Raw genomic sequence first — 18,174 nt, 5'->3', positions numbered from 1 at the left:
GTTTAATCGCTGGCCGGCCTCGCGCCGGCCCATTCCACGGATTCCGCCCGATATGCCAGACTTCGCCCGCCGCCTGACCCGATACTGCTTCCGCCGGATGGCGCCCCGGCTGGTTCTGCTGGCGGGGCTGCTGCTGCCGGGGCTGGCGAGTGCACAGATCCAGGCACCCGGGATGCCCAATGCGGGGCAGTCCCTGCGCGGCCCGGCGATTGGCAGCCTGCCCGCGCTGCTCGGCAATACCGGTGACACCATCAGCACCGCCCGCGCCGGCACCGCCACCGCGGCGGAGGGCGGACCGGTTGCCGTTGGCCCGATCGGCGACCCGGCGCGCGCCGCAGGCCCCGCCACCGTGGTGTTCGGCGCGGCGTTGTTCACCCGGGCGCCACCCTCGGCCACCGATTCGCCCAACCCGAACTATGTGATCCGGGCGGGCGACCGCGTCTCCGTCACCATCTGGGGTTTCATCGAGGCCTCGGTCGTCGGCGTGGTGGACCCCGAGGGCAACCTGTTCCTGCCGCAGATCGGCCCGGTCCGGCTGGCCGGCACCCGCGCCGGCGATGTGCAGCGCGTGGTGGAAGCCGAGGTGCGGCGCGTCTATTCGCAGCAGGTGCAGGTCTATGCCGTGCTGCTGAACGCCAGCCAGGTGGGCGTTTTCGTCACCGGCTATGTGCGCCTGCCGGGCCGGCACATGGGTGCCGGTTCCGACAGCATCCTGGACTACCTGACCCGCGCCGGCGGCGTGGATCCGGGCCGCGGGTCCTATCGCGACATCGTGGTGAACCGCGGTGGCCGCACCGTGGCGCGGGTGGACCTGTACCGCTTCCTGCTGACCGGGCAGCTGCCCAACATCACGATGCAGGAGGGTGACACCGTGGTGGTGGCGCCGCAGGGTGCCATGGTCGGCGCCGATGGCGCGGTCCGCAACAACTTCCTGTTCGAGGTCAGCGGCCGTTCGATGCCGGGGCGCGAATTGCTGAACCTCGCCTCGCCCTTGCCGGCCGCGACCAATGTGGTGGTGCGCGGCACCCGCGGCGGCCAGCCCTTCGCCCGCTACGTCACGGTGCGCGAGTTGGCCGGCCTGCCGATGATGGACCAGGACACCGTCACCTTCATCACGGATGCTCCGGCGCCCACCGTGCGGGTTTCCGTCGAGGGCAGCCGCATCGGTCCCTCCGTGCTGATCGCGGATCGTGACACCTCGCTGTGCACCTTGCTGGATCATGTCGCGGTGGACCCGGTGCTGGCCAATCCGGCCGGTGTGTTCCTGCTGCGCCCCTCGGTCGCGGCACAGCAGGTGCGCGTGATCAATGAGGCGATGGACCGGCTGGAGCGGCAGCTTTTCATGACCGTCTCCTCCACCACCGGTGTCGCCGAGATTCGCGCGGTGGAGGCCAACCTGGTTGCCTCCTACATCCAGCGCGCCCGCCGCACCCGGCCGGAAGGCCGGCTGGTGGTGATGGACCGCACCGGCCGCTGCGCCGATGTGCGGCTGGAGGATGGCGATGTCATCGTCATCCCGGAACGGGTGCAGACCGTGCTGGTCTCCGGCGAGGTGTCGGTGCCACAGGCGGTGGTCTGGCGCCCGGACATGCGGGTCGCGGATTATGTGCGCGCGGCCGGCGGCTTCGCCGAGCGTGGCGTGGAAAGCCAGGTGATGATCCGCAAGGCCTCCGGCGAGTTGATCCTGGAGCCGACGGAAGGCCCGGCACCGGGCGATGAGCTGATCGCGCTGCCGCGGCTGGACCCGAAGAACTTCCAGATCGCCCGCGACCTGCTGAACCTGATCTTCCAGTCGGCACTGTCCGCGCGCGTCTTCATGAACTGAGGACACGCGCGGGCGTGACTTCACAGGTGATGCCGCGCCGCGCCGCAGAGATTGCGGCGCGGCGCGGGGCGCGATACCTGTTCAGGTGATGACCGGCCGAAGGCCGGCAACTGGCAGGGAGGCCGCAGCACAGTGACCAAGACAATGATTCCGTCCATCGGCCGCCGCACCGCACTCGGCCTCGGTGCCGCGCTGCTTTCGGCACCCACCGTCTGGGCGCAGGACCGCTACCCGAACCGGCCGATCCGCCTGCTGGTGCCCTGGGCCGCCGGCGGCACCACCGATATCCAGATGCGCGCCTTGGCCGACCAGGCCTCGAAGCGCCTCGGCCAGCCGATCGTGGTGGAGAACCGCGCCGGCGCCGGTGGCATCCTGGCGCCGCAGCAACTGCTGAATGAACGGCCGGATGGCTACGTGCTGTCGCAGATGCCGATCAGCGTGTTCCGCCACCCGCAGATGGCGCCGCGGGCGCTGTTCAACCCGCTGGAGGATTTCACCTACGTCATTCACCTGACCGGCTACCTGTTCGGCATCGTGGTGAATGCGGAAAGCCCCTGGCAGACGCTGGAACAGTTCCTGGACTATGCGAAGGCCAATCCGGGCAAGGTGAACTACGGCACCCCCGGCGTCGGCACCTCGCTGCACATCACCATGGAACAGATCGCAGGCCAGCGCGGCATCGACTGGACGCATGTGCCGTTCCGCGGCTGGGCGGAGAACGGCCAGTCGCTGCTCGGCAACCAGATCCAGGCGAGCGCCGACAGCTCCGGCTGGGCGGAATTGGTGCTGGCCGGCCGCCTGCGGCTGCTGACGACCTGGACGGCGGAGCGCGCCAAGCGCTTCCCCAACGTCCCGACGCTGCGGGAAAGCGGCATCAACATCGTCTCGGCCTCGCCCTACGGGCTGGCCGGGCCGAAGGGGATGAACCCGGACCATGTGAAGGTGCTGCACGATGCGTTCCGGGAGGCGCTGTTCGATCCCGCGCATATCGCCATCCTGGATCGCTTCGACATGGCGCCCTTCCACCTCGGCCCCGAGGAATACGCCGCCTTCGCCCGCCGGCAATTCGCCGAGGAAGGCGAGATGATCCGCCGCCTCGGCCTGCGCCTGTGATGTGACGCACCGCCCCCCGCCCATCTGTTCGGATGGGCGGGGCTGTGGCATCGGGGGCCATGACCTCAACCGCCCATATCCGCTGCGGCGACGATCTGCGGGACCTGCTGCCCCGCGCCGGTCATGACGGGGCCTACCTGCCGATCGTCGATCCGGTCTGCGTCGGCGCCGTCTCCGATGCTGAGCTGATGGCCTATCTCGGCCTGCGCGCCCGCGTCATCGCGCTGCATGCCGGGGTGGATGGGCAGGAGGCGCGGCTGCGGCTCGGCCGGGAATACATGGCGCTGAATGCGCTCGCGCAGTTCGACCGGGTGCTGCTGTGGTTCGAGCATGACCTGTGGGACCAGGCCTGCCTGATCCGCGTGCTGTCGCTGCTGGCGGACCGGGCGCCGCTGGCCGGAAAGCTGTTCCTGATGCCGGCGGATGGCAGGCGCCCCTTCGCCCATCTGCCGGCCGAGGAATTGGCCGCGCTGCAGCCGGCTCCGCTCGGGCCCTTGCAGCTTGCGGCCGGCGCGGAGGCCTGGGCCGCCTTCGCCAGCCCCGACCCGACGGCGCTGGACCGGCTGACCCGCCGCGCTTCCCCCTTGCCGCATCTGGCCACGGCGATGCGCCGGCACCTGCAGGACCTGCCCTGGCGCGCGGATGGGCTGGCGCTGACCGAAAGGCGGCTGCTGCATGCGGTGGCCGATGGCGCGGCCGATGACGCGGCGGCGCTGCACGCCATGCTGGCGGCGGACCCGGTGTTCCACGTGACTGACCTGATCGTGCGGGAGGTGGCGCAGCGCCTGGCCACCGGCCCGCACCGGCTGATGTCCCGCACGACACCCTGGACCCTGACGGAGCGCGGCGCGGCGGTGCTGGCGGGCCAGGCCAAGCACCGCCCGGCGCCGCGCTTCCAGGCGGGGGTGATGGTGGGGCCGGAGCCGGTGTGGTGGTGGGACCCGCGCGCGGCGGGGGTGCACGCCGCCGCCCTACCGTAGCCCTGCGAAGAACTGCCGCAGCAGCGCCGCCGCATCACGCTCCCGCACCCCGCCGATCACCTCCGGCGCGTGGTGGCAGGTGGGCTGGGTGTAGATGCGGGGGCCGTGCTCCACGCCGCCACCCTTCGGGTCATAGGCGCCGAAGACCAGGCGCTTCACCCGGAAGAAGGCGATGGCCTGGGCGCACATGGCGCAGGGCTCCAGCGTCACCCACAGGGTCGCGTCCCTCAGCAGCTTTTCGCCAGTGGTTGCCGCGGCGGCACGCAGCGCCAGCATCTCGGCATGGGCGGAGGGGTCGCGGCGGGCCTCAACCTCATTGCCCGCACGGGACAGCACAAGACCGGCGGCATCCGTCACCACGGCGCCGACCGGCACTTCTCCCCGCGCGGCGGCGGCGCGGGCTTCCTCGAGCGCGATCTGCATGGGCGACATGCCGCCCGCTTTGCCCCGGCCGCCGCGGGCGGTCGAGTGGTATTTCGTGATCTGCGGGCGTGGCGGGCGGCGCGGAAGTGCTATAGCGGGCTGATGAACAGACGCCCGGTCATCGGCGTGACCCTGGATGCGGAACCGGCCGGCGGCTGGTCCAAACTGCCCTGGTACGCGCTTCGCCAGAATTATTTCTCCAGCATCATCGCCGCGGGTGGCCTGCCCGTGGCGCTGCCGCATCATCCCGAGCTGGCGGTCGAGTACCTCGATGCGATCGATGGGCTGCTGGTGACCGGCGGCGCCTTCGACGTGGACCCCGCCTTGTGGGGCGGCGGCGCGCCGCATCCGAAGGTGACGCTGAAGCCCGGCCGGACGGATTTCGAACTGGCCGCGACGCGCGCCGCGCTGAACCGGGACATGCCCGTGCTCGGCATCTGCGGCGGCCAGCAATTGCTGGCTGTGGCGCTGGGCGGCACGCTGATCCAGCACATTCCGGATGAGGTTCCCGGCGCGCTGACGCATGAGCAGCCCAATCCGCGCACGGAGCCGGGGCATGAGGTGGCGATCACGCCGGATACGCTGCTGGCCCGCATCGTCGGCGGCACCCGCATGGCGGTGAATTCCGCGCATCACCAGGCGGTGGCGACACCCGGCCAGGGCGCCGTGGTCAACGCCGTGGCGCCGGATGGCGTGGTGGAGGGCATCGAACTGCCCGGCCATCGCTTCGCCCTCGGTGTGCAGTGGCATCCGGAATACGGCGTGGACCCGCGCGATGCGGATATCCTCGCGGCTTTTGTCGAGGCGGCCCGCCGATGAGCGACGAACAGGAAGATTTCGCCCCCGAGGCGACCGATGCCGGCGAGGACAATGCGGAGCGCGGCGAGCGCATCGCGAAATACCTGGCGCGTGCCGGCATCGCCTCCCGCCGTGATGCGGAAAAGCTGATCGCGGAAGGCGTGGTCAAGCTGAACGGCAAGAAGGTGGATGGCCCCGCCACCTTCGTGAAGCCGGGCGACCGCGTTTCCGTCTCCGGCAAGACGGTGGCCACCGCGGAGCGCACGCGGCTGTTCCGCCACCACAAGCCGGATGGCGTGGTCACCACCCACAAGGACCCGCAGGGCCGCCCTACGGTGTTCGAGCGGCTGCCGCCCGCCATCGGCCGCGTGGTGTCCATCGGCCGGCTGGATTTGACGAGCGAGGGCCTGCTGCTGCTCACCAATGACGGCGCGCTGGCCCGCAAGCTGGAACTGCCGAGCAATGGCTGGCTGCGCCGCTACCGCGTGCGGGTGTTCGGCCATGTCGATGAACGCGCCTTCGCGGCGCTGTCGCGCGGCGTGACGATCGAGGGCGTGGCCTATGGCCCGATCGAATGTGGGCTGGACAGCCGCCAGGGCGGCATCGCCTGGCTCACCGTCAGCCTGAAGGAAGGCAAGAACCGGGAGATCAGGCGCGTGATGGCGCATCTCGGCCTGCAGGTCACAAGGCTGATCCGCACTGCCTACGGCCCCTTCCAGCTCGGCACCCTGCCCAAGGGCGCGGTGGAGGAGGTGCATCCGAAGGTGATGCGCGAACAGCTCGGCATCGGCGAGGCCCCGGCCAAGCGAAGGCGGCGGGAGGAGGTGGCGGCCGAGGCCGCCGCGGCCGCCGCCCCGCCGGTGGAGCCGGAAGCCCCGGTCAGCAAGCGCCCGCCCCGCCCGGGCAATATTCCGCGCGCCCGCAACGCCGAACCGAAGAGGCACCCGCGTGCTGCGACTCGTCGCCGGACTCCACCGCGGGCGTAGACTGGCCGCGCCGCCGGGGGATACCACGCGGCCGACCAGCGACCGCGTGCGCCAGGCGGTGTTCGACATGCTGCTGCACGCCCCCTGGGCGGGTGAAAGCGCGGTCGAGGGCCAGCGCGTGCTGGATGCCTTCGCCGGTTCCGGCGCGCTGGGGCTGGAGGCGCTGTCGCGGGGCGCCGCGCATGCCTGCTTCCTGGAGCAGGACCGCGTGGCGCTGGCGGTGCTGCGGCAGAATGTTGCGGCCCTGAAGGAGGAAGCCCGCTGCACCGTGCTGGGCGGTGACGTGCTGCGCCCACGTGCGGCGCCCGCCCCCTGCGGCCTGGTGCTGCTCGACCCCCCCTATGGACGCGACCTGGTGCCGAAGGCGCTGGTGGCGCTCGCTTCCGTAGGCTGGATCGCCCCCGGCGCGCTGGTGGTGGCGGAGACGGGGCGGGAGGAGGCGCTCGCGGCCCCCGGCTTCACCGAGGTGGCCGCGCGCGAGCACGGGGCGGCGCGGGTGGTGTTCCTGCGCGCGGCCTGACGCTGGACAGCCGGGCTTCGTTCCGCTTTGCCGCCGGCGGCCGCGGAGTCTGCGATGACCTATGTCCTGACGCACCACAAATGTGCCAGCGCCTGGCTGGCCCGCTATCTCGGCGCCTATGCGCGGATGAATGGGCTGGCGCTGTTCGCCACCCATCTCAGCGCGCATCTGCCAGAGGATGCGCCGGAGGTGCGGCTGCTGGCCAATGCGTCCTATCCCTTTCTGGCAGGGCGCATCCCGGGCGGCCTCCACACCATCCGCAATCCGCTGGACCTGGTGGTCTCCGCCTATCATTCGCACCGCAACACCCACCCCACCGAAGGCTGGCCGCAACTGGCGGCGCAGCAGGCGCTGCTGCGCCAAGTGCCGGTGGAGGAGGGGCTGCTGCTGACCATCGCCTTTCTGGAACGGGCGGATTTCCACCCCGGCTCGGTCGGCCCGCTGCACGCGCTGCGGCACTGGGATTTCGACGATGCGCGCTTCGAGACCCTGCGGATGGAAGATGTGGTGCAGTGGCCGACGCAGCGCCTGGGCGCGCGGCTGAAGGCGCCCAACCCCGGCCATCTGCTGCCACCGGCGGACCAGCACAGCTTCGCCGCCGTCGCCGGCCGGCCGGCGGGGCAGGTGGACGCTGCCTCCCACTACCGCGCCGGCACGGCGGGGCAATGGCGGGATGAACTGCCGGCCGCGGCCATCCTGTATCTGCGCGGCCATCTGGCGCCGCTGCTGCGCCGATTCTACCCGGAGGTTCTGGACCTGTCGCCCTGATGCGGCCTCCGTGGCCGGAATCATGATCTATCCCGCGGGTTGTGACCGGCGCCTGGCCAGGCGAAGCGCCGGTTCGCCTTCGGGGGTGCGCGCGGCACGGGCGAGGACGAAGCGGTCACGATACGGGGGGATTCGCAATCATCCCCCGCATTTAGAATTTCGATGCCTATGTCGCGTATCCCCTCAGACCGGCGACAGATTGGCAAACCGCATGTCTCTCCAGACCACAGCCTGTTCCGCCTGCCGGGCGGAGGTTGGCCTGTTCCCCTTCACCATGGCCTTCCAGCCTGTGGTGGACGTGGTCGCGGGCCGCATCGTGGCGCAGGAGGCTCTGGTGCGCGGGCCGGCGGGGCAGGGGGCGTGCCATGTGCTGGGCCAGCTCAATGACCAGAACCTCTATGCCTTCGACCAGGCCTGCCGGGTGCGGGCGATCGAGATGGCGGCGCGGCTCCGCGTGGATTGCGAGCTCAACATCAATTTCCTGCCCAATGCGGTGTATGAGCCGCGTGCCTGCATCCGCCGCACCCTGGAAACCGCGCGCCGCACCGGCTTCCCGCTGAACCGCCTGACCTTCGAGATCGTCGAGAGCGAGCGGATCGCCGATACCGACCACATGCGCAACATCATCCAGGAATACCGCCGGCACGGCTTCAAGATCGCGCTGGACGATTTCGCCACCGGCTATTCCGGCCTCGCCCGGCTGGCCGAATTGCGGCCGGACATCATCAAGATCGACCGCGTGCTGGTGCAGGGCTGCGACCGGGACCGCGTGCGGCTGGCCATCATCGCCGCCCTGGTCGGGCTGGGGGCGGAGCTGGGCATCAAGGTGGTGGGCGAGGGCGTGGAGCGGGCGGAGGAGGTCGCGGCCCTGCGCGGCACCGGCCTGCGCTTCATGCAGGGCTTCCTGTTCGCGCGCCCCGTCCTGGAAGGGCTGGCCGACCCGGCCGAGGTACTTGCGCCGTTGCGGCTGGCCTGATCCCCGAGGCCTGAGAGCCTGTCCGGCGCGCCAGGGTCGGCGCTTTAGATGTAGCCCAGCGTGGCCAACCCCTTGAACACCACATAGACGCCGACGACGGCGACGATGGCGGCGAAGACCTGCGACAGCAATTGCTTCTTCCCGGCCAGGAAGCCGGCGAGACGGCTGCCGAACACGCCGCCCACCAGGCCACCGGCGATGAACAGGCCGACCAGGGGCCAATCCACCAGGCCCGACAGCGCGTAGTTGGCCGCTGTCGTCACCCCGAAGGCGGTGACCGCGACGAGGGAGGAGCCGATCGCGAAGATCAGCGACATGCCGGTTGCCGCCATCAGCCCCGGCACGATGAGGAAGCCCCCGCCAATGCCGAAAAAGCCGGACATCGCGCCGGCCACGAAGCCGATGCCGAGCAGCCGCGGCAGCAGGTGCCGCGCGCTCGCCCGCGTCAGCGCCACTTCCGGGTTTCCCAGGCCACGCTTCGGCCGCAGCATCAGCAGGGCGATGGCGATCATCAGGATGCCGAACAGCACCAGCAGCTTCTGCCCGTCCATCTGCTTGCCGAGCGTGGAGCCGAAGGCGGCGCCGGCGATACCCGCCGCCGCGAAGACCAGGGCGCAGTTCCACTTGATGTTCCCGGCACGCGCATGGCCGACGACATTGCCGAGCGCGCTGACCGCCACCGCCACGGCGCTGGTGCCGATCGCGATATGCGGCGAACTGACGCCGACCACGTACATCAGCAGCGGCACGGCCAGAATTGAGCCGCCACCGCCGATCAGGCCGAGCACGAAGCCGACCAGCCCGCCCGAGCCGGTGGCGAGTGCGGCGACGCCATAGGTCATGGCGTCAGCCCCAGGCGCGCCGTGGCAGGGCGATCATGCCGGTGGCCGGCGGGGCAGGCGTGTGCGTCGGCCATGGTGGTGTCTTCCGTCAGGTCAGAGCGCGTTCACGGGCAGCTTCAGGAAGACCCGGCCATTCGGCTCCGCCGGCGGCAGCGCGCCGGCCCGCATGTTGACCTGAAGCGAGGGCAGGATGAGGCGCGGCATATCCAGCGTGCGGTCGCGCGCCTCGCGCATCGCGACGAACTCATCCTCCGTCACGCCATCACGGACATGGATGTTGTGGGCACGTTCCTCGCCCACCGTGGTTTCCCAGCGGATCTCGCGGCCATTCGGGGCATAGTCGTGGCACATGAACAGCCGCGTCTCCGGCGGCAGGTCCAGCACGCGGCGGATCGAGCGGTACAGGGTGCGCGCATCGCCACCCGGGAAATCGGCGCGGGCGGAGCCGCCATCGGGCATGAACAGCGTATCGCCGACGAAGGCGGCATCGCCGATGACATGCGTCATGCAGGCCGGCGTATGGCCTGGCGTGTGCATCGCGAAGGCTTGCAGGCCGCCGATGGTGTAGCGGTCGCCATCCCGGAACAGCCGGTCGAACTGGCTGCCGTCGCGGCGGAACTCGGTGCCTTCGTTGAAGACCTTGCCGAACACCTCCTGCACCACGGTGATCTGCTCACCGATGCCGATCTTCCCGCCGAGCGCGTTCTGGATGTAGGGCGCGGCCGAGAGATGGTCGGCATGCACATGCGTCTCGATCAGCCATTCCAGCTGCAGGCCGTGGGCGCGGATATGGGCGATGATGGCATCCGCGCCTTGATGGCTGATGCGGCCGGCGGCGTAGTCGATGTCCATGACCGAATCGACCACGGCGCAGGCGGTGGAGGCCGGGTCCTTGACCACATAGCTGATGGTGTTGGTGGGCGCGTCGAAGAAGGCCGTCACCTCCGGCTTCACGGACAGGTCCACGCGATGCGGAATGGCGTTCATGGGGCGTCTCCGTTTCCTGCTTCGGATCAGCTGCGGTGCAGCGCCGGGGTGGGGGCGGGGGTGCGGGCGGCGAGCCGGCTCGCGGCGGCCATGCCGGCGAACATGGTGAGGAGGAACAGCCATGCCGGCGCGCCGCCCGTGGTCAGCGCGGTCAGCGCCGGGCCAGGGCAGAAGCCCGCCAGGCCCCAGCCGATGCCGAAGATGGCAGGACCGACGAGGATCCGCGCATCGATGGCGGTGGCCGTGGGCAGGTGGAAGCGCGTGTCGAAGACCGGGCGGTCGCGGCGCAGCACAAGCCGGTAGCCGAGGAAGGTCACCGCGATGGCGCCCGCCATCACGAAGGCCAGGCTGGCATCCCAGCCGCCGGTCGGGATGGCGGCGAGGTCGAGGAAGTTCAGCACCTTCGCCGGATCGGACATGCCGGCGATGACCAGGCCGAGGCCGAGCAGCAGGCCGATGGCGAATTGCGCGAGGATGACCATGGGGCGCCTCAGATCAGGTGGCGGGTGACGAAGACGGTGGCAAATGCCGCCGCCATGAAGACCGCGGTGGCGACCACCGACCGCATCGAAAGCCGCGACAGGCCGCAGACGCCATGGCCCGAGGTGCAGCCATTGCCCCAGACCGCGCCAAAGCCGACGAGCAGCCCGGCCAGCAGCAGTACGGGCGTCGACGCCTCGATCTGCGGCAGCGGCAGCGTGCCGGTGGCCAGCCCGACCAGCAGCGGGGCCAGGACGATGCCGAGCACGAAGGCCACCCGCCCGGCCAGGCCGGAATCGGCATAGGGCGGCAGCAGGCGGGCGGCGATGCCGCTGATGCCGGCGATGCGCCCGGTGGCCGCCATCAGCGCCACGGCGGCGGCGCCGATCAGCGCGCCGCCGAGCAGCGAGGCGACCGGCGTGAATTCGGTCGCGATCATGTCAGGCCTTGCCCGCCGCGCAGGTGCGGATGCCGAACAGCATGTAGGCCGGGCAGATGCGGAAGGCGGCCGTGGCGACCAGCACCCCGCCGACCGCGACCACGACGAAGCGCCAGGCGCCGAGCGGCGCGAAGCTGTCCGCCAGCAGGAAGGGCGCCAGCGCAAGAACCGCGCCGAAGACGAAGCGGAGTGTGCGATCGAGCGATCCGACATTGACCATGATGTGTGTCCTCCTGCATGTTGGCGCTGGATTTATATCTGCGCAGGTTCTAAGATGTCAAGATGAAAACCGGCACCGAACATGATGCATTGACCGCCATGGCAACCCGGGCGGAGGGCGCGGCCCGGCTGCTGGGCACGCTGGCCCATGCGCAGCGGCTGCTGGCGCTGTGCCACCTGCTGCAGGGCGAACGCCCGGTCGGGCAGCTCGCGGAACTGGTCGGGCTATCGCCGAGCGCGCTGTCGCAGCATCTGGCGCGGCTGCGCGACCTCGGCCTGGTGGCCACGCGGCGGCAGGGGCGGGTCATCTTCTACCAGCTGGCCAGCGCCGAAGTGGCGGCGATCCTGGCGACGCTGCACGGGCTTTATTGCGCCCCGCCGGCCATCGGCAGCGCCGCCTCCGGCCCCGCCAGTTCCAGCCGCGCCAGCAGCGCGCCGCGGTTGTAGGCGATGTCGGCGATGGTGAGGTCATCAAGCACCGAGAGAAAGGCACGCAGCGCCCGCTGCAACCCGCGCGAGAGGTGGCAGGCCCCCAGCAGCGGGCAGGTGTTGGTGGCCGGGTCGAAGCATTCCACCAGATCCAGCGGCGCCTCGGTCCAGCGGATGATCTCGCCCACCGTGATCTCCGCCGCCGGGCGCGCCAGGCGCATGCCGCCATTGCGGCCGCGGATGCTCTCCACATACCCGCGGCGGGCCAGTTCGGCGGCGACCTTCACGAGATGCGCCTTTGAGATGCGATGCGCGCGGGCGACCTCATCCACCGTGACGATGGCCGGGGCGCGCAGGGCGGCGAACTGCAGGGTTCGCAGAGTGAAGTTCGAATACTGGGTCAGGCGCAAGGCTCAGCTTTCATCGTATATTCAGCATTCGTCATATTGCTTTTTCGGCGCGAGCACAATAATCAACATCTCAGATGACGATTAACGGGGATCCCCCATGTTCGACCTCGACGCCCTCACCCTGGCCCGTATCCAATTCGCCTTCACGGTCAGCGCCCACATCATCTTCCCCGCCTTCACCATCGGGCTGGCCAGCTACCTGGCGGTGCTGAACGCGCTGGCGCTGCGGACCGGGCGGCCGGTCTTCATCGACCTGTTCAACTACTGGAAGAAGATCTTCGCCGTCAGCTTCGGCATGGGCGTCGTCTCCGGCATCGTCATGAGCTACCAGTTCGGCACGAACTGGAGCGTCTTCTCCGACAAGGCCGGCCCGGTGATCGGCCCGCTGATGGGCTATGAGGTGCTCTCGGCCTTCTTCCTCGAAGCCGGCTTCCTCGGTGTCATGCTGTTCGGGCGAGAGCGGGTCGGGCCGAAGCTGCATTTCGTGGCGACGCTGATGGTCGCGCTCGGCACCTTCATGTCCGCCTTCTGGATCCTGTCCGTGAACAGCTGGATGCAGACGCCCGCGGGCTATGGCATCAACGAAGTGGGCCAGTTCATCGCGACCGATTGGTGGGCGGTGGTGTTCAACCCATCCTTCCCCTATCGTCTGGTGCACATGCTGCTGGCCGCCTACCTGACCACCGCCTTCGTGGTCGGCGCGGTCGGCGCGCTGCACCTGCTGCGCGATCGCGGCAATCAGGCGGCGCGGATCATGTTCTCCATGGCGATGTGGATGGCGGCGATCGTCGCACCGATGCAGATCGCTGCTGGTGACTTCCACGGGCTGAACACGCTGGAATACCAGCCGGCCAAGGTCGCCGCGATGGAGGGGCATTTCGAGACCCATGCCGGCGCGCCGCTGATCCTGTTCGGCATCCCGAACGCCGCCGAGGGACGCATCGACTACAAGGTGCAGATCCCACTGCTCGGCTCCTTCATCCTGACGCATGACTGGAACGGCGTGGTGCGCGGCTTGAACGAATGGCCGGCGGAGGAACGCCCGCCGGTCGGCATCGTGTTCTGGAGCTTCCGCATCATGGTGGGCATCGGCTTCCTGATGCTCGGCATCGGGGCATGGAGCCTGTGGGCGCGCTATCGCCGCAGGCTGTACGACGCCCCCTGGCTGCACCGCGCGGCGCTGGTGATGGGTCCCTCCGGCTTTGCCGCCGTGCTCGCCGGCTGGATCACCACCGAGGTCGGCCGCCAGCCCTGGACCGTCTATGGCCTGCTGACCACGGCGCAATCCGCCTCACCGATCGATGCGGCGGCGATCGGCGCCTCCCTCATCGCCTTCGTCATCGTCTACTTCGCGCTGTTCGGTGCCGGCACCTTCTACATCCTGCGCCTGATGAACCACGCGCCGCGCCCCGCCGAGCCGGGCCTGCCGGCGGAGGAGCCGATCCGCGCCGGCGGCATCATGCCCGGGCCGGTGATGGCGGCGAAGAACGCCCTGCCGGCAGCGGAATAGGAGGCTTCCATGACACTCGATCTTCCACTGATCTGGGCCGGGCTGATCGCCTTTGCGGTGCTCGCCTATGTGGTGCTGGACGGTTTCGATCTCGGCGTCGGCATCCTGTTCCCGCTGATCCGTGGCGAGGCGGATCGCGACGAGGCGATGAATTCCGTGGCGCCGGTGTGGGACGGCAATGAGACCTGGCTGGTGCTGGGGGGTGGCGGGCTGCTGGCGGTGTTTCCGCTGGCCTACGCCATCATCATGTCGGCGCTGTACGTGCCGATCATCGTCATGCTTCTGGCGCTGGTTTTCCGCGGCGTCGCCTTCGAGTTCCGCTGGCGCACGAAGCGCGGCCAGTTCCTGTGGGACTGGTCCTTCGCCTTCGGCTCCATCCTCGCCGCCTTCGCGCAGGGGGTGACGCTGGGCGCGCTGGTGCAGGGCATCGCGGTGGAGGGCCGCGCCTATGGCGGCGGATGGTGGGACTGGCTGTCGGCCTTCAGCCTGCTGACGGGCGTGGCGCTGGTGATTGGCTATGGCCTGCTCGGCGCCACCTGGCTGATCTGGAAGACCGAAGGCCAGGTGCAGCGCCGCGCCTATGCCCTCGCCCTGTGGGCGGCGCCGGCCACGCTGCTGCTGATCGGCGTGGTCAGCCTGTGGACCCCCTTCCTCAACAGCCTGTATGCCGCGCGCTGGTTCGGCTGGCCGCAGGTGCTGCTGGTGGGGCCGGTGCCGCTCGCGGTGCTTGGCGCCGGGTTCCTGCTGCTGAAGGGGCTGCGGAAGCGGCAGGAACTGGCGCCCTTCCTGGCTTCGCTGTCGCTGTTCGTGCTGTGCTTCATCGGGCTCGGGATCAGCTTCTTTCCCTACATGGTCCCGCATGCGGTGACGATCCATGCCGCCGCGGCGCCGGATAACAGCCTGGCCTTCCTGCTGGTTGGCGCGGCGGTCCTGGTGCCGATGATCCTGGCCTACACCGCCTACGCCTATTGGGTGTTTCGCGGCAAGGTGAAGGCGGTGGGGGGCTACCATTGATGGTCCAGCCCCGCGCGGCCGCGCCCCGCGTCGCAAAGCGCCTGCTGTGGTTTGCACTGATCTGGGCGGCGAGTGTGCTCGCCCTCGGCGTGGTCGGCCTCGCCATCAAGGCGGCGCTGCGATGACCCGTTGCGTCTTCCCCCCATACGAGAAGGTATCCGACATGACACGTTTGAAGCTGGCTGGCGCCACCATGCTGCTGCTGGGCGGCCTTGCCGTGGCACCCCCGGCCCAGGCGCAGGACGCGCCGCGCATCCTGGCCCTGGTGACCACGGCGGAGCCGCAGGTGCAGGGCATGGCCTTCGTGCTGCTCAACGCCATGCGCGCGCAGGGCGCCACGGTGGAGGTGATGCTGTGCGGCCCGGCCGCCGATCTCGCGCGGCGTGAGCCGCCCGGCCCGGCCGCGACGCCGCTGCGGCCGATGAACGCAACGCCGGCGCAGATGCTGGCCGGCATGGTTGCCGCCGGCGTGCGCACCGAAGTCTGCGCCCTGTACCTGCCCAATGCAGGCGTCGGGCCGGAGGCGCTGGTGGAGGGTGTGCGCCCGGCGCAGCCGCCGGAGATGGCGCGCCGCATGACCGCGCAGGGCACCACCGTCCTGCCCTTCTGAGGAGACCCAGCCGGCTCAGCCCATCTGCTACGGCTCCGCGGGCGCCAGCCTGCGGTGCCGCAGCCAGTGGGCCGCGCCGACGATCGCCGTCAGGCCGACGCCCAGCACATCCGTCAGCCCGCCCGGATACATCAGCGTCAGCGCCGCCGCGCCAAGCGCCAGGCGCTCAACCAGATGCAGCGGGCGCAGCAGGAAGCCGCAGAAGGCGGCAGCCAGGGCGGAGACGCCCACCGCACAGGTCGCCGTCGCCAACACGATCTCCATCGTCGTGCCGATCAGCAGCAATTGCGGCCCGAAGACGAACATGAAGGGCAGCAGGAAGCCCGCCGCGCCGAGCCGCACCGCGGACAGCCCCGTCATCAGCGGGTTCGACCCGGCAATGCCGGCGGCGGCGTAGGCGGCGGTGGCGACCGGCGGCGTGATATTCGCCATGGTGCCGAACCAGTAGGCGAACATATGCGCGGCGAGTGGCGCGACGCCGAGCGCCACGATGGCCGGCGCGATCAGCACCGCGACCAGGATATAGACCGCCGTGCTCGGCAGCCCCATGCTCATGATCAGCGCCGCGATCATGGCGAAGACCAGCAGCACCAGCAGGTTCGCACCGGCCGCATTGACCAGGATATCGGCCAGCTTCGGCCCGAGGCCGGACAGGAAGATCGGCCCGATGATGAGGCCGGCGGCGGCGCAGGCGACACCGACCTGCAGGCTCATCAACGCGCCTTCGCGCGCAGCCTCCAGCAGCTGGCGCGGGCCAGGCCGGGTGTGGCGCCGCAGCATGCCGGCCAGCAGGGCGGCGAACAGGCCCATGAAGGCGGCGCTCAGCACCGTGGTCTTCATCACCGCAAGCTGGAACACCAGTACGGTCGGCCCGATCAGCAGGTGGCCGCCATGCAGCATCACCGCGCGCATCCGCGGCAGTTGATCTCGCCGCAGCCCGACCAGGCCGAGCTTCGCGGCCTCCAGATGCACCGTCACCAGCAGCATCACGTAGAACAGGATGGCCGGGATCAGCGCGGCGGCGGCAATCTGCCGGTAGGGCAGTTGCAGATACTCCGCCATGATGAAGGCGGCGGAGCCCATCACCGGCGGCGTCAATTGCCCGCCTGTCGAGGCCACCGCCTCCACCGCCCCGGCGAAGCGTGGCGAATAGCCGAGGCGCTTCATCAGCGGGATGGTGAACATGCCGGTGGAAACGGCATTCGCCGTGGCGCTGCCGCTGAGCGTGCCGAGCAGCGCGCTCGCCGCGACGGCGACCTTGGCCGGCCCGCCACGTACGGTGCCGAGTGCGCTATGCGCGATGTCGATGATGAACTGCCCGGTGCCCGTCACCTTGGCCACCGCGCCGAACAGGATGAACAGCGCGATGAAGCTGGCGGAGGCGCCGAGCGTCGGCCCGAAGATGCCTTCCTGCGACAGATACAGCGTCGAAATCGCGCGCCTCAGCGAAAAACCGGCATGGCCGCCCATATCCATCGGCAGATGCGCGCCGATCCACAGATAGCTGACGAAGACGGCGATGATGACCACCATGGTCAGCCCGATGGTGCGCCGCGTCGCCTCCACCACCAGCAATGCGGTGGCCACGCCGAGCCATTGCTCCAGCGCCGTCGGGAAGCCCATGCGCTCCGAGATCTCGGCATGGTTCAGCACCGGATACAGGCATAGCGCGGCGCCGGCGGCGGAGAGCAGCACATCGTGCCACGGCACGCCGCCCACATCGCCGCGCCGCGCGGGCACCACCAGGAAGACCAGCGCCAGGATCATCGCCAGGTGGATGCCGCGCTGCTGGAGGTCCGGCAGCACGCCCACCCATCCGGTGCGGATGTGGAAGACGGCGAAGACGACCGACAGCAGGGTGACCGCGGCATAGGGCGCGGCACCGCGCCAGCGCCCGGGAGGGGCCGCGACCTCCTCGCGATCGATCGTCGCGGACATCAGCCGGCCTGCATCTTGATGCCCTTGGCGGTGTAATAGGCCGCGGCACCGGGGTGGAAGGGAATGAAGCCGGCATCGGCCACGGCACGACCATCCCAGGCCACGCCGGTCGGGTGGGCGCGGGCGATATCGGCGTTGTGCTCGATCAGCACGCGCGCCATCTCATGCGCCTGGATATCCGGCACCGTATCGCGCGTCACCAGCACCACCTTCACGCCGATCGTCGTCACATCCTCATCCGTGCCGCGATAGGTGCCGCCCTTGATCACTTCCGGCACGTAGAAGGGCAGGCGCGCATTCAGCGCCGCCATCTTGTCCGGCGCGATGCCGAGGAAGCGCAGCGGGTGGTCGTTGGCGACGCCGAGCCAGGTGCCGGAAGGCAGGCCGGAAAGCTGGAAGCCGGCATCGATGGTGCCGTCGCGCAGCGCATCCACCGTGGCGCTGGTGGAGATGTAGCGAAGCTGCACGTCGCCCTGTTCCACGCCATAGGTCTTCAGCCATTCGATCGCGGTCTGCGCGTTCGAGCTGCCGGCGGCACCGACGGCGATGCTCTTGCCCTTCAAATCGGAGATGTCGCGGATCGGGCTTTCGGCGCGCACCGCCATGTGGCCGGCGGAGGAATGGCCGGCGGTGACGGCGCGGATATTCGGCAGCGGCGCACGGAATTCACGGCCGCCATTGAAGGCGTAGTAGACGACATCGGCGGCGGCCAGCCGAAATCGGCCTCTCCCAGGCTGATCAGGCGCACATTCTCGGTGGAGCCGCTGGTCGGCGTCGAGGCTGCGCGGGCGCCGCGCGTATGCGTGTTCATGGCCCGCGCGGCGCCCTCCCCGAGCGGGAAATAGGCGCCGCCGGTGGGGCCGCTGACGAAGCGCAGCGTGCCGACGGGGTGGCTGGTATCGACCTG

Annotated in this window: 21 protein-coding genes and 1 pseudogene; 13 read left to right on the top strand and 9 right to left on the bottom strand. The window is 69.8% G+C overall.

All coding sequences use genetic code 11. From position 1 onward, the window contains the following. The first annotated feature begins 52 nt into the window (after positions 1-52). The 3 genes from Q8S40_RS07210 (at position 53) to Q8S40_RS07200 (ending at position 3,918) form a co-directional block, all read left to right on the top strand. The gene (locus tag Q8S40_RS07210) at positions 53-1,825 is read left to right on the top strand and encodes a polysaccharide biosynthesis/export family protein (RefSeq protein WP_305669838.1); all 1,773 of its coding nucleotides are present in this window, start codon (positions 53-55) and stop codon (positions 1,823-1,825) included. A 132-nt stretch (positions 1,826-1,957) separates the two neighbouring features. After that, on the top strand, positions 1,958-2,938 hold the full coding sequence (locus Q8S40_RS07205; RefSeq protein WP_305669837.1) for a tripartite tricarboxylate transporter substrate binding protein: 981 nt from the start codon (positions 1,958-1,960) through the stop codon (positions 2,936-2,938). 59 nt (positions 2,939-2,997) lie between these two features. Further along, positions 2,998-3,918: a hypothetical protein gene (locus Q8S40_RS07200; RefSeq protein WP_305669836.1), complete on the top strand. Its 921-nt coding sequence runs from the start codon at positions 2,998-3,000 to the stop codon at positions 3,916-3,918. Here Q8S40_RS07200 and Q8S40_RS07195 read toward each other — a convergent pair. Continuing rightward, entirely contained in the window at positions 3,910-4,341 is a 432-nt protein-coding gene (locus tag Q8S40_RS07195) for a nucleoside deaminase (RefSeq protein WP_305669835.1), read from the bottom strand. The two genes, Q8S40_RS07200 and Q8S40_RS07195, sit on opposite strands and share 9 nt — an antisense overlap. Before the next feature lie 102 nt (positions 4,342-4,443). On the opposite strand from Q8S40_RS07195, the gene Q8S40_RS07190 reads away from it, so the two are divergent. From Q8S40_RS07190 to Q8S40_RS07170, 5 genes are all read left to right on the top strand, one after another. After that, on the top strand, positions 4,444-5,160 hold the full coding sequence (locus Q8S40_RS07190) for a gamma-glutamyl-gamma-aminobutyrate hydrolase family protein (protein WP_305669834.1): 717 nt from the start codon (positions 4,444-4,446) through the stop codon (positions 5,158-5,160). Beyond that, a complete protein-coding gene (locus Q8S40_RS07185; RefSeq protein WP_304813457.1) occupies positions 5,157-6,125 on the top strand; it encodes a pseudouridine synthase in 969 nt (322 codons plus the stop codon). Before Q8S40_RS07190 ends, Q8S40_RS07185 begins: the two co-directional genes overlap by 4 nt. Then, positions 6,088-6,645 carry a 16S rRNA (guanine(966)-N(2))-methyltransferase RsmD gene (gene rsmD, locus Q8S40_RS07180; RefSeq protein WP_305669833.1) on the top strand — a complete coding sequence of 186 codons (558 nt, stop codon included), beginning with the start codon at positions 6,088-6,090 and terminating at the stop codon, positions 6,643-6,645. The genes Q8S40_RS07185 and rsmD overlap by 38 nt, the downstream gene beginning before the upstream one ends. A 54-nt stretch (positions 6,646-6,699) precedes the next feature. Next, entirely contained in the window at positions 6,700-7,413 is a 714-nt protein-coding gene (locus Q8S40_RS07175; RefSeq protein WP_305669832.1) for a hypothetical protein, read from the top strand. 211 nt (positions 7,414-7,624) lie between these two features. Then, entirely contained in the window at positions 7,625-8,389 is a 765-nt protein-coding gene (locus Q8S40_RS07170) for an EAL domain-containing protein (protein ID WP_305669831.1), read from the top strand. A gap of 44 nt (positions 8,390-8,433) precedes the next feature. On the opposite strand, the gene Q8S40_RS07165 is transcribed toward Q8S40_RS07170, so the two are convergent. From Q8S40_RS07165 to Q8S40_RS07145, 5 genes are all read right to left on the bottom strand, one after another. Continuing rightward, positions 8,434-9,231, bottom strand: a complete 798-nt coding sequence (locus tag Q8S40_RS07165; protein ID WP_304813462.1) for a sulfite exporter TauE/SafE family protein — start codon at positions 9,229-9,231, stop codon at positions 8,434-8,436. Positions 9,232-9,324: 93 nt separating this feature from the next. Then, positions 9,325-10,218, bottom strand: coding sequence for an MBL fold metallo-hydrolase (locus Q8S40_RS07160; protein WP_305669830.1), 894 nt, complete (start codon positions 10,216-10,218; stop codon positions 9,325-9,327). A gap of 26 nt (positions 10,219-10,244) precedes the next feature. Continuing rightward, positions 10,245-10,700, bottom strand: a complete 456-nt coding sequence (locus Q8S40_RS07155) for a YeeE/YedE family protein (RefSeq protein WP_305669829.1) — start codon at positions 10,698-10,700, stop codon at positions 10,245-10,247. Positions 10,701-10,708: 8 nt separating this feature from the next. Beyond that, positions 10,709-11,137 carry a YeeE/YedE family protein gene (locus Q8S40_RS07150; RefSeq protein ID WP_304813466.1) on the bottom strand — a complete coding sequence of 143 codons (429 nt, stop codon included), beginning with the start codon at positions 11,135-11,137 and terminating at the stop codon, positions 10,709-10,711. A 1-nt stretch (position 11,138) separates the two neighbouring features. Beyond that, on the bottom strand, positions 11,139-11,357 hold the full coding sequence (locus tag Q8S40_RS07145; protein ID WP_305669828.1) for a DUF2892 domain-containing protein: 219 nt from the start codon (positions 11,355-11,357) through the stop codon (positions 11,139-11,141). 98 nt (positions 11,358-11,455) lie between these two features. On the opposite strand from Q8S40_RS07145, the gene Q8S40_RS07140 reads away from it, so the two are divergent. Further along, a complete protein-coding gene (locus Q8S40_RS07140) occupies positions 11,456-11,803 on the top strand; it encodes a helix-turn-helix transcriptional regulator (RefSeq protein WP_305669827.1) in 348 nt (115 codons plus the stop codon). Here Q8S40_RS07140 and Q8S40_RS07135 read toward each other — a convergent pair. Next, positions 11,722-12,195, bottom strand: a complete 474-nt coding sequence (locus Q8S40_RS07135) for an Rrf2 family transcriptional regulator (protein WP_305669826.1) — start codon at positions 12,193-12,195, stop codon at positions 11,722-11,724. The genes Q8S40_RS07140 and Q8S40_RS07135 overlap by 82 nt on opposite strands. Positions 12,196-12,292: 97 nt before the next feature. Between Q8S40_RS07135 and Q8S40_RS07130 the strand changes: the two genes are divergently transcribed. Genes Q8S40_RS07130 through Q8S40_RS07115 form a run of 4 tightly spaced genes read left to right on the top strand, consistent with a single transcriptional unit; the run spans position 12,293 to position 15,329 of the window. After that, entirely contained in the window at positions 12,293-13,705 is a 1,413-nt protein-coding gene (locus Q8S40_RS07130) for a cytochrome ubiquinol oxidase subunit I (RefSeq protein ID WP_305669825.1), read from the top strand. Between the two features lie 9 nt (positions 13,706-13,714). Next, positions 13,715-14,719, top strand: coding sequence for a cytochrome d ubiquinol oxidase subunit II (cydB, locus tag Q8S40_RS07125; protein ID WP_304813472.1), 1,005 nt, complete (start codon positions 13,715-13,717; stop codon positions 14,717-14,719). Continuing rightward, complete coding sequence (locus tag Q8S40_RS07120) at positions 14,719-14,844, top strand: DUF2474 family protein (protein ID WP_304813473.1); 126 nt, start codon at positions 14,719-14,721, stop codon at positions 14,842-14,844. The genes cydB and Q8S40_RS07120 overlap by 1 nt, the downstream gene beginning before the upstream one ends. Positions 14,845-14,882: 38 nt before the next feature. Beyond that, the gene (locus Q8S40_RS07115; RefSeq protein WP_305669824.1) at positions 14,883-15,329 is read left to right on the top strand and encodes a DsrE family protein; all 447 of its coding nucleotides are present in this window, start codon (positions 14,883-14,885) and stop codon (positions 15,327-15,329) included. A 27-nt stretch (positions 15,330-15,356) separates the two neighbouring features. Here the strand turns inward: Q8S40_RS07115 and Q8S40_RS07110 are convergent, their stop codons facing one another. Both Q8S40_RS07110 and Q8S40_RS07105 read right to left on the bottom strand, forming a co-directional pair. Continuing rightward, complete coding sequence (locus Q8S40_RS07110) at positions 15,357-17,267, bottom strand: TRAP transporter fused permease subunit (protein ID WP_305669823.1); 1,911 nt, start codon at positions 17,265-17,267, stop codon at positions 15,357-15,359. Next, positions 17,267-18,078 (bottom strand): annotated as a pseudogene (locus Q8S40_RS07105) (TAXI family TRAP transporter solute-binding subunit). Before Q8S40_RS07105 ends, Q8S40_RS07110 begins: the two are co-directional and overlap by 1 nt. Positions 18,079-18,174: the final 96 nt, after the last annotated feature.

Origin of the sequence: Falsiroseomonas sp. (genome assembly GCF_030695085.1) — a bacterium.
Classification (GTDB): domain Bacteria; phylum Pseudomonadota; class Alphaproteobacteria; order Acetobacterales; family Acetobacteraceae; genus Falsiroseomonas.
The sequence above is the reverse complement of the archived record's forward strand: the minus strand, read 5'-3'. Positions and strand labels throughout refer to the sequence as shown.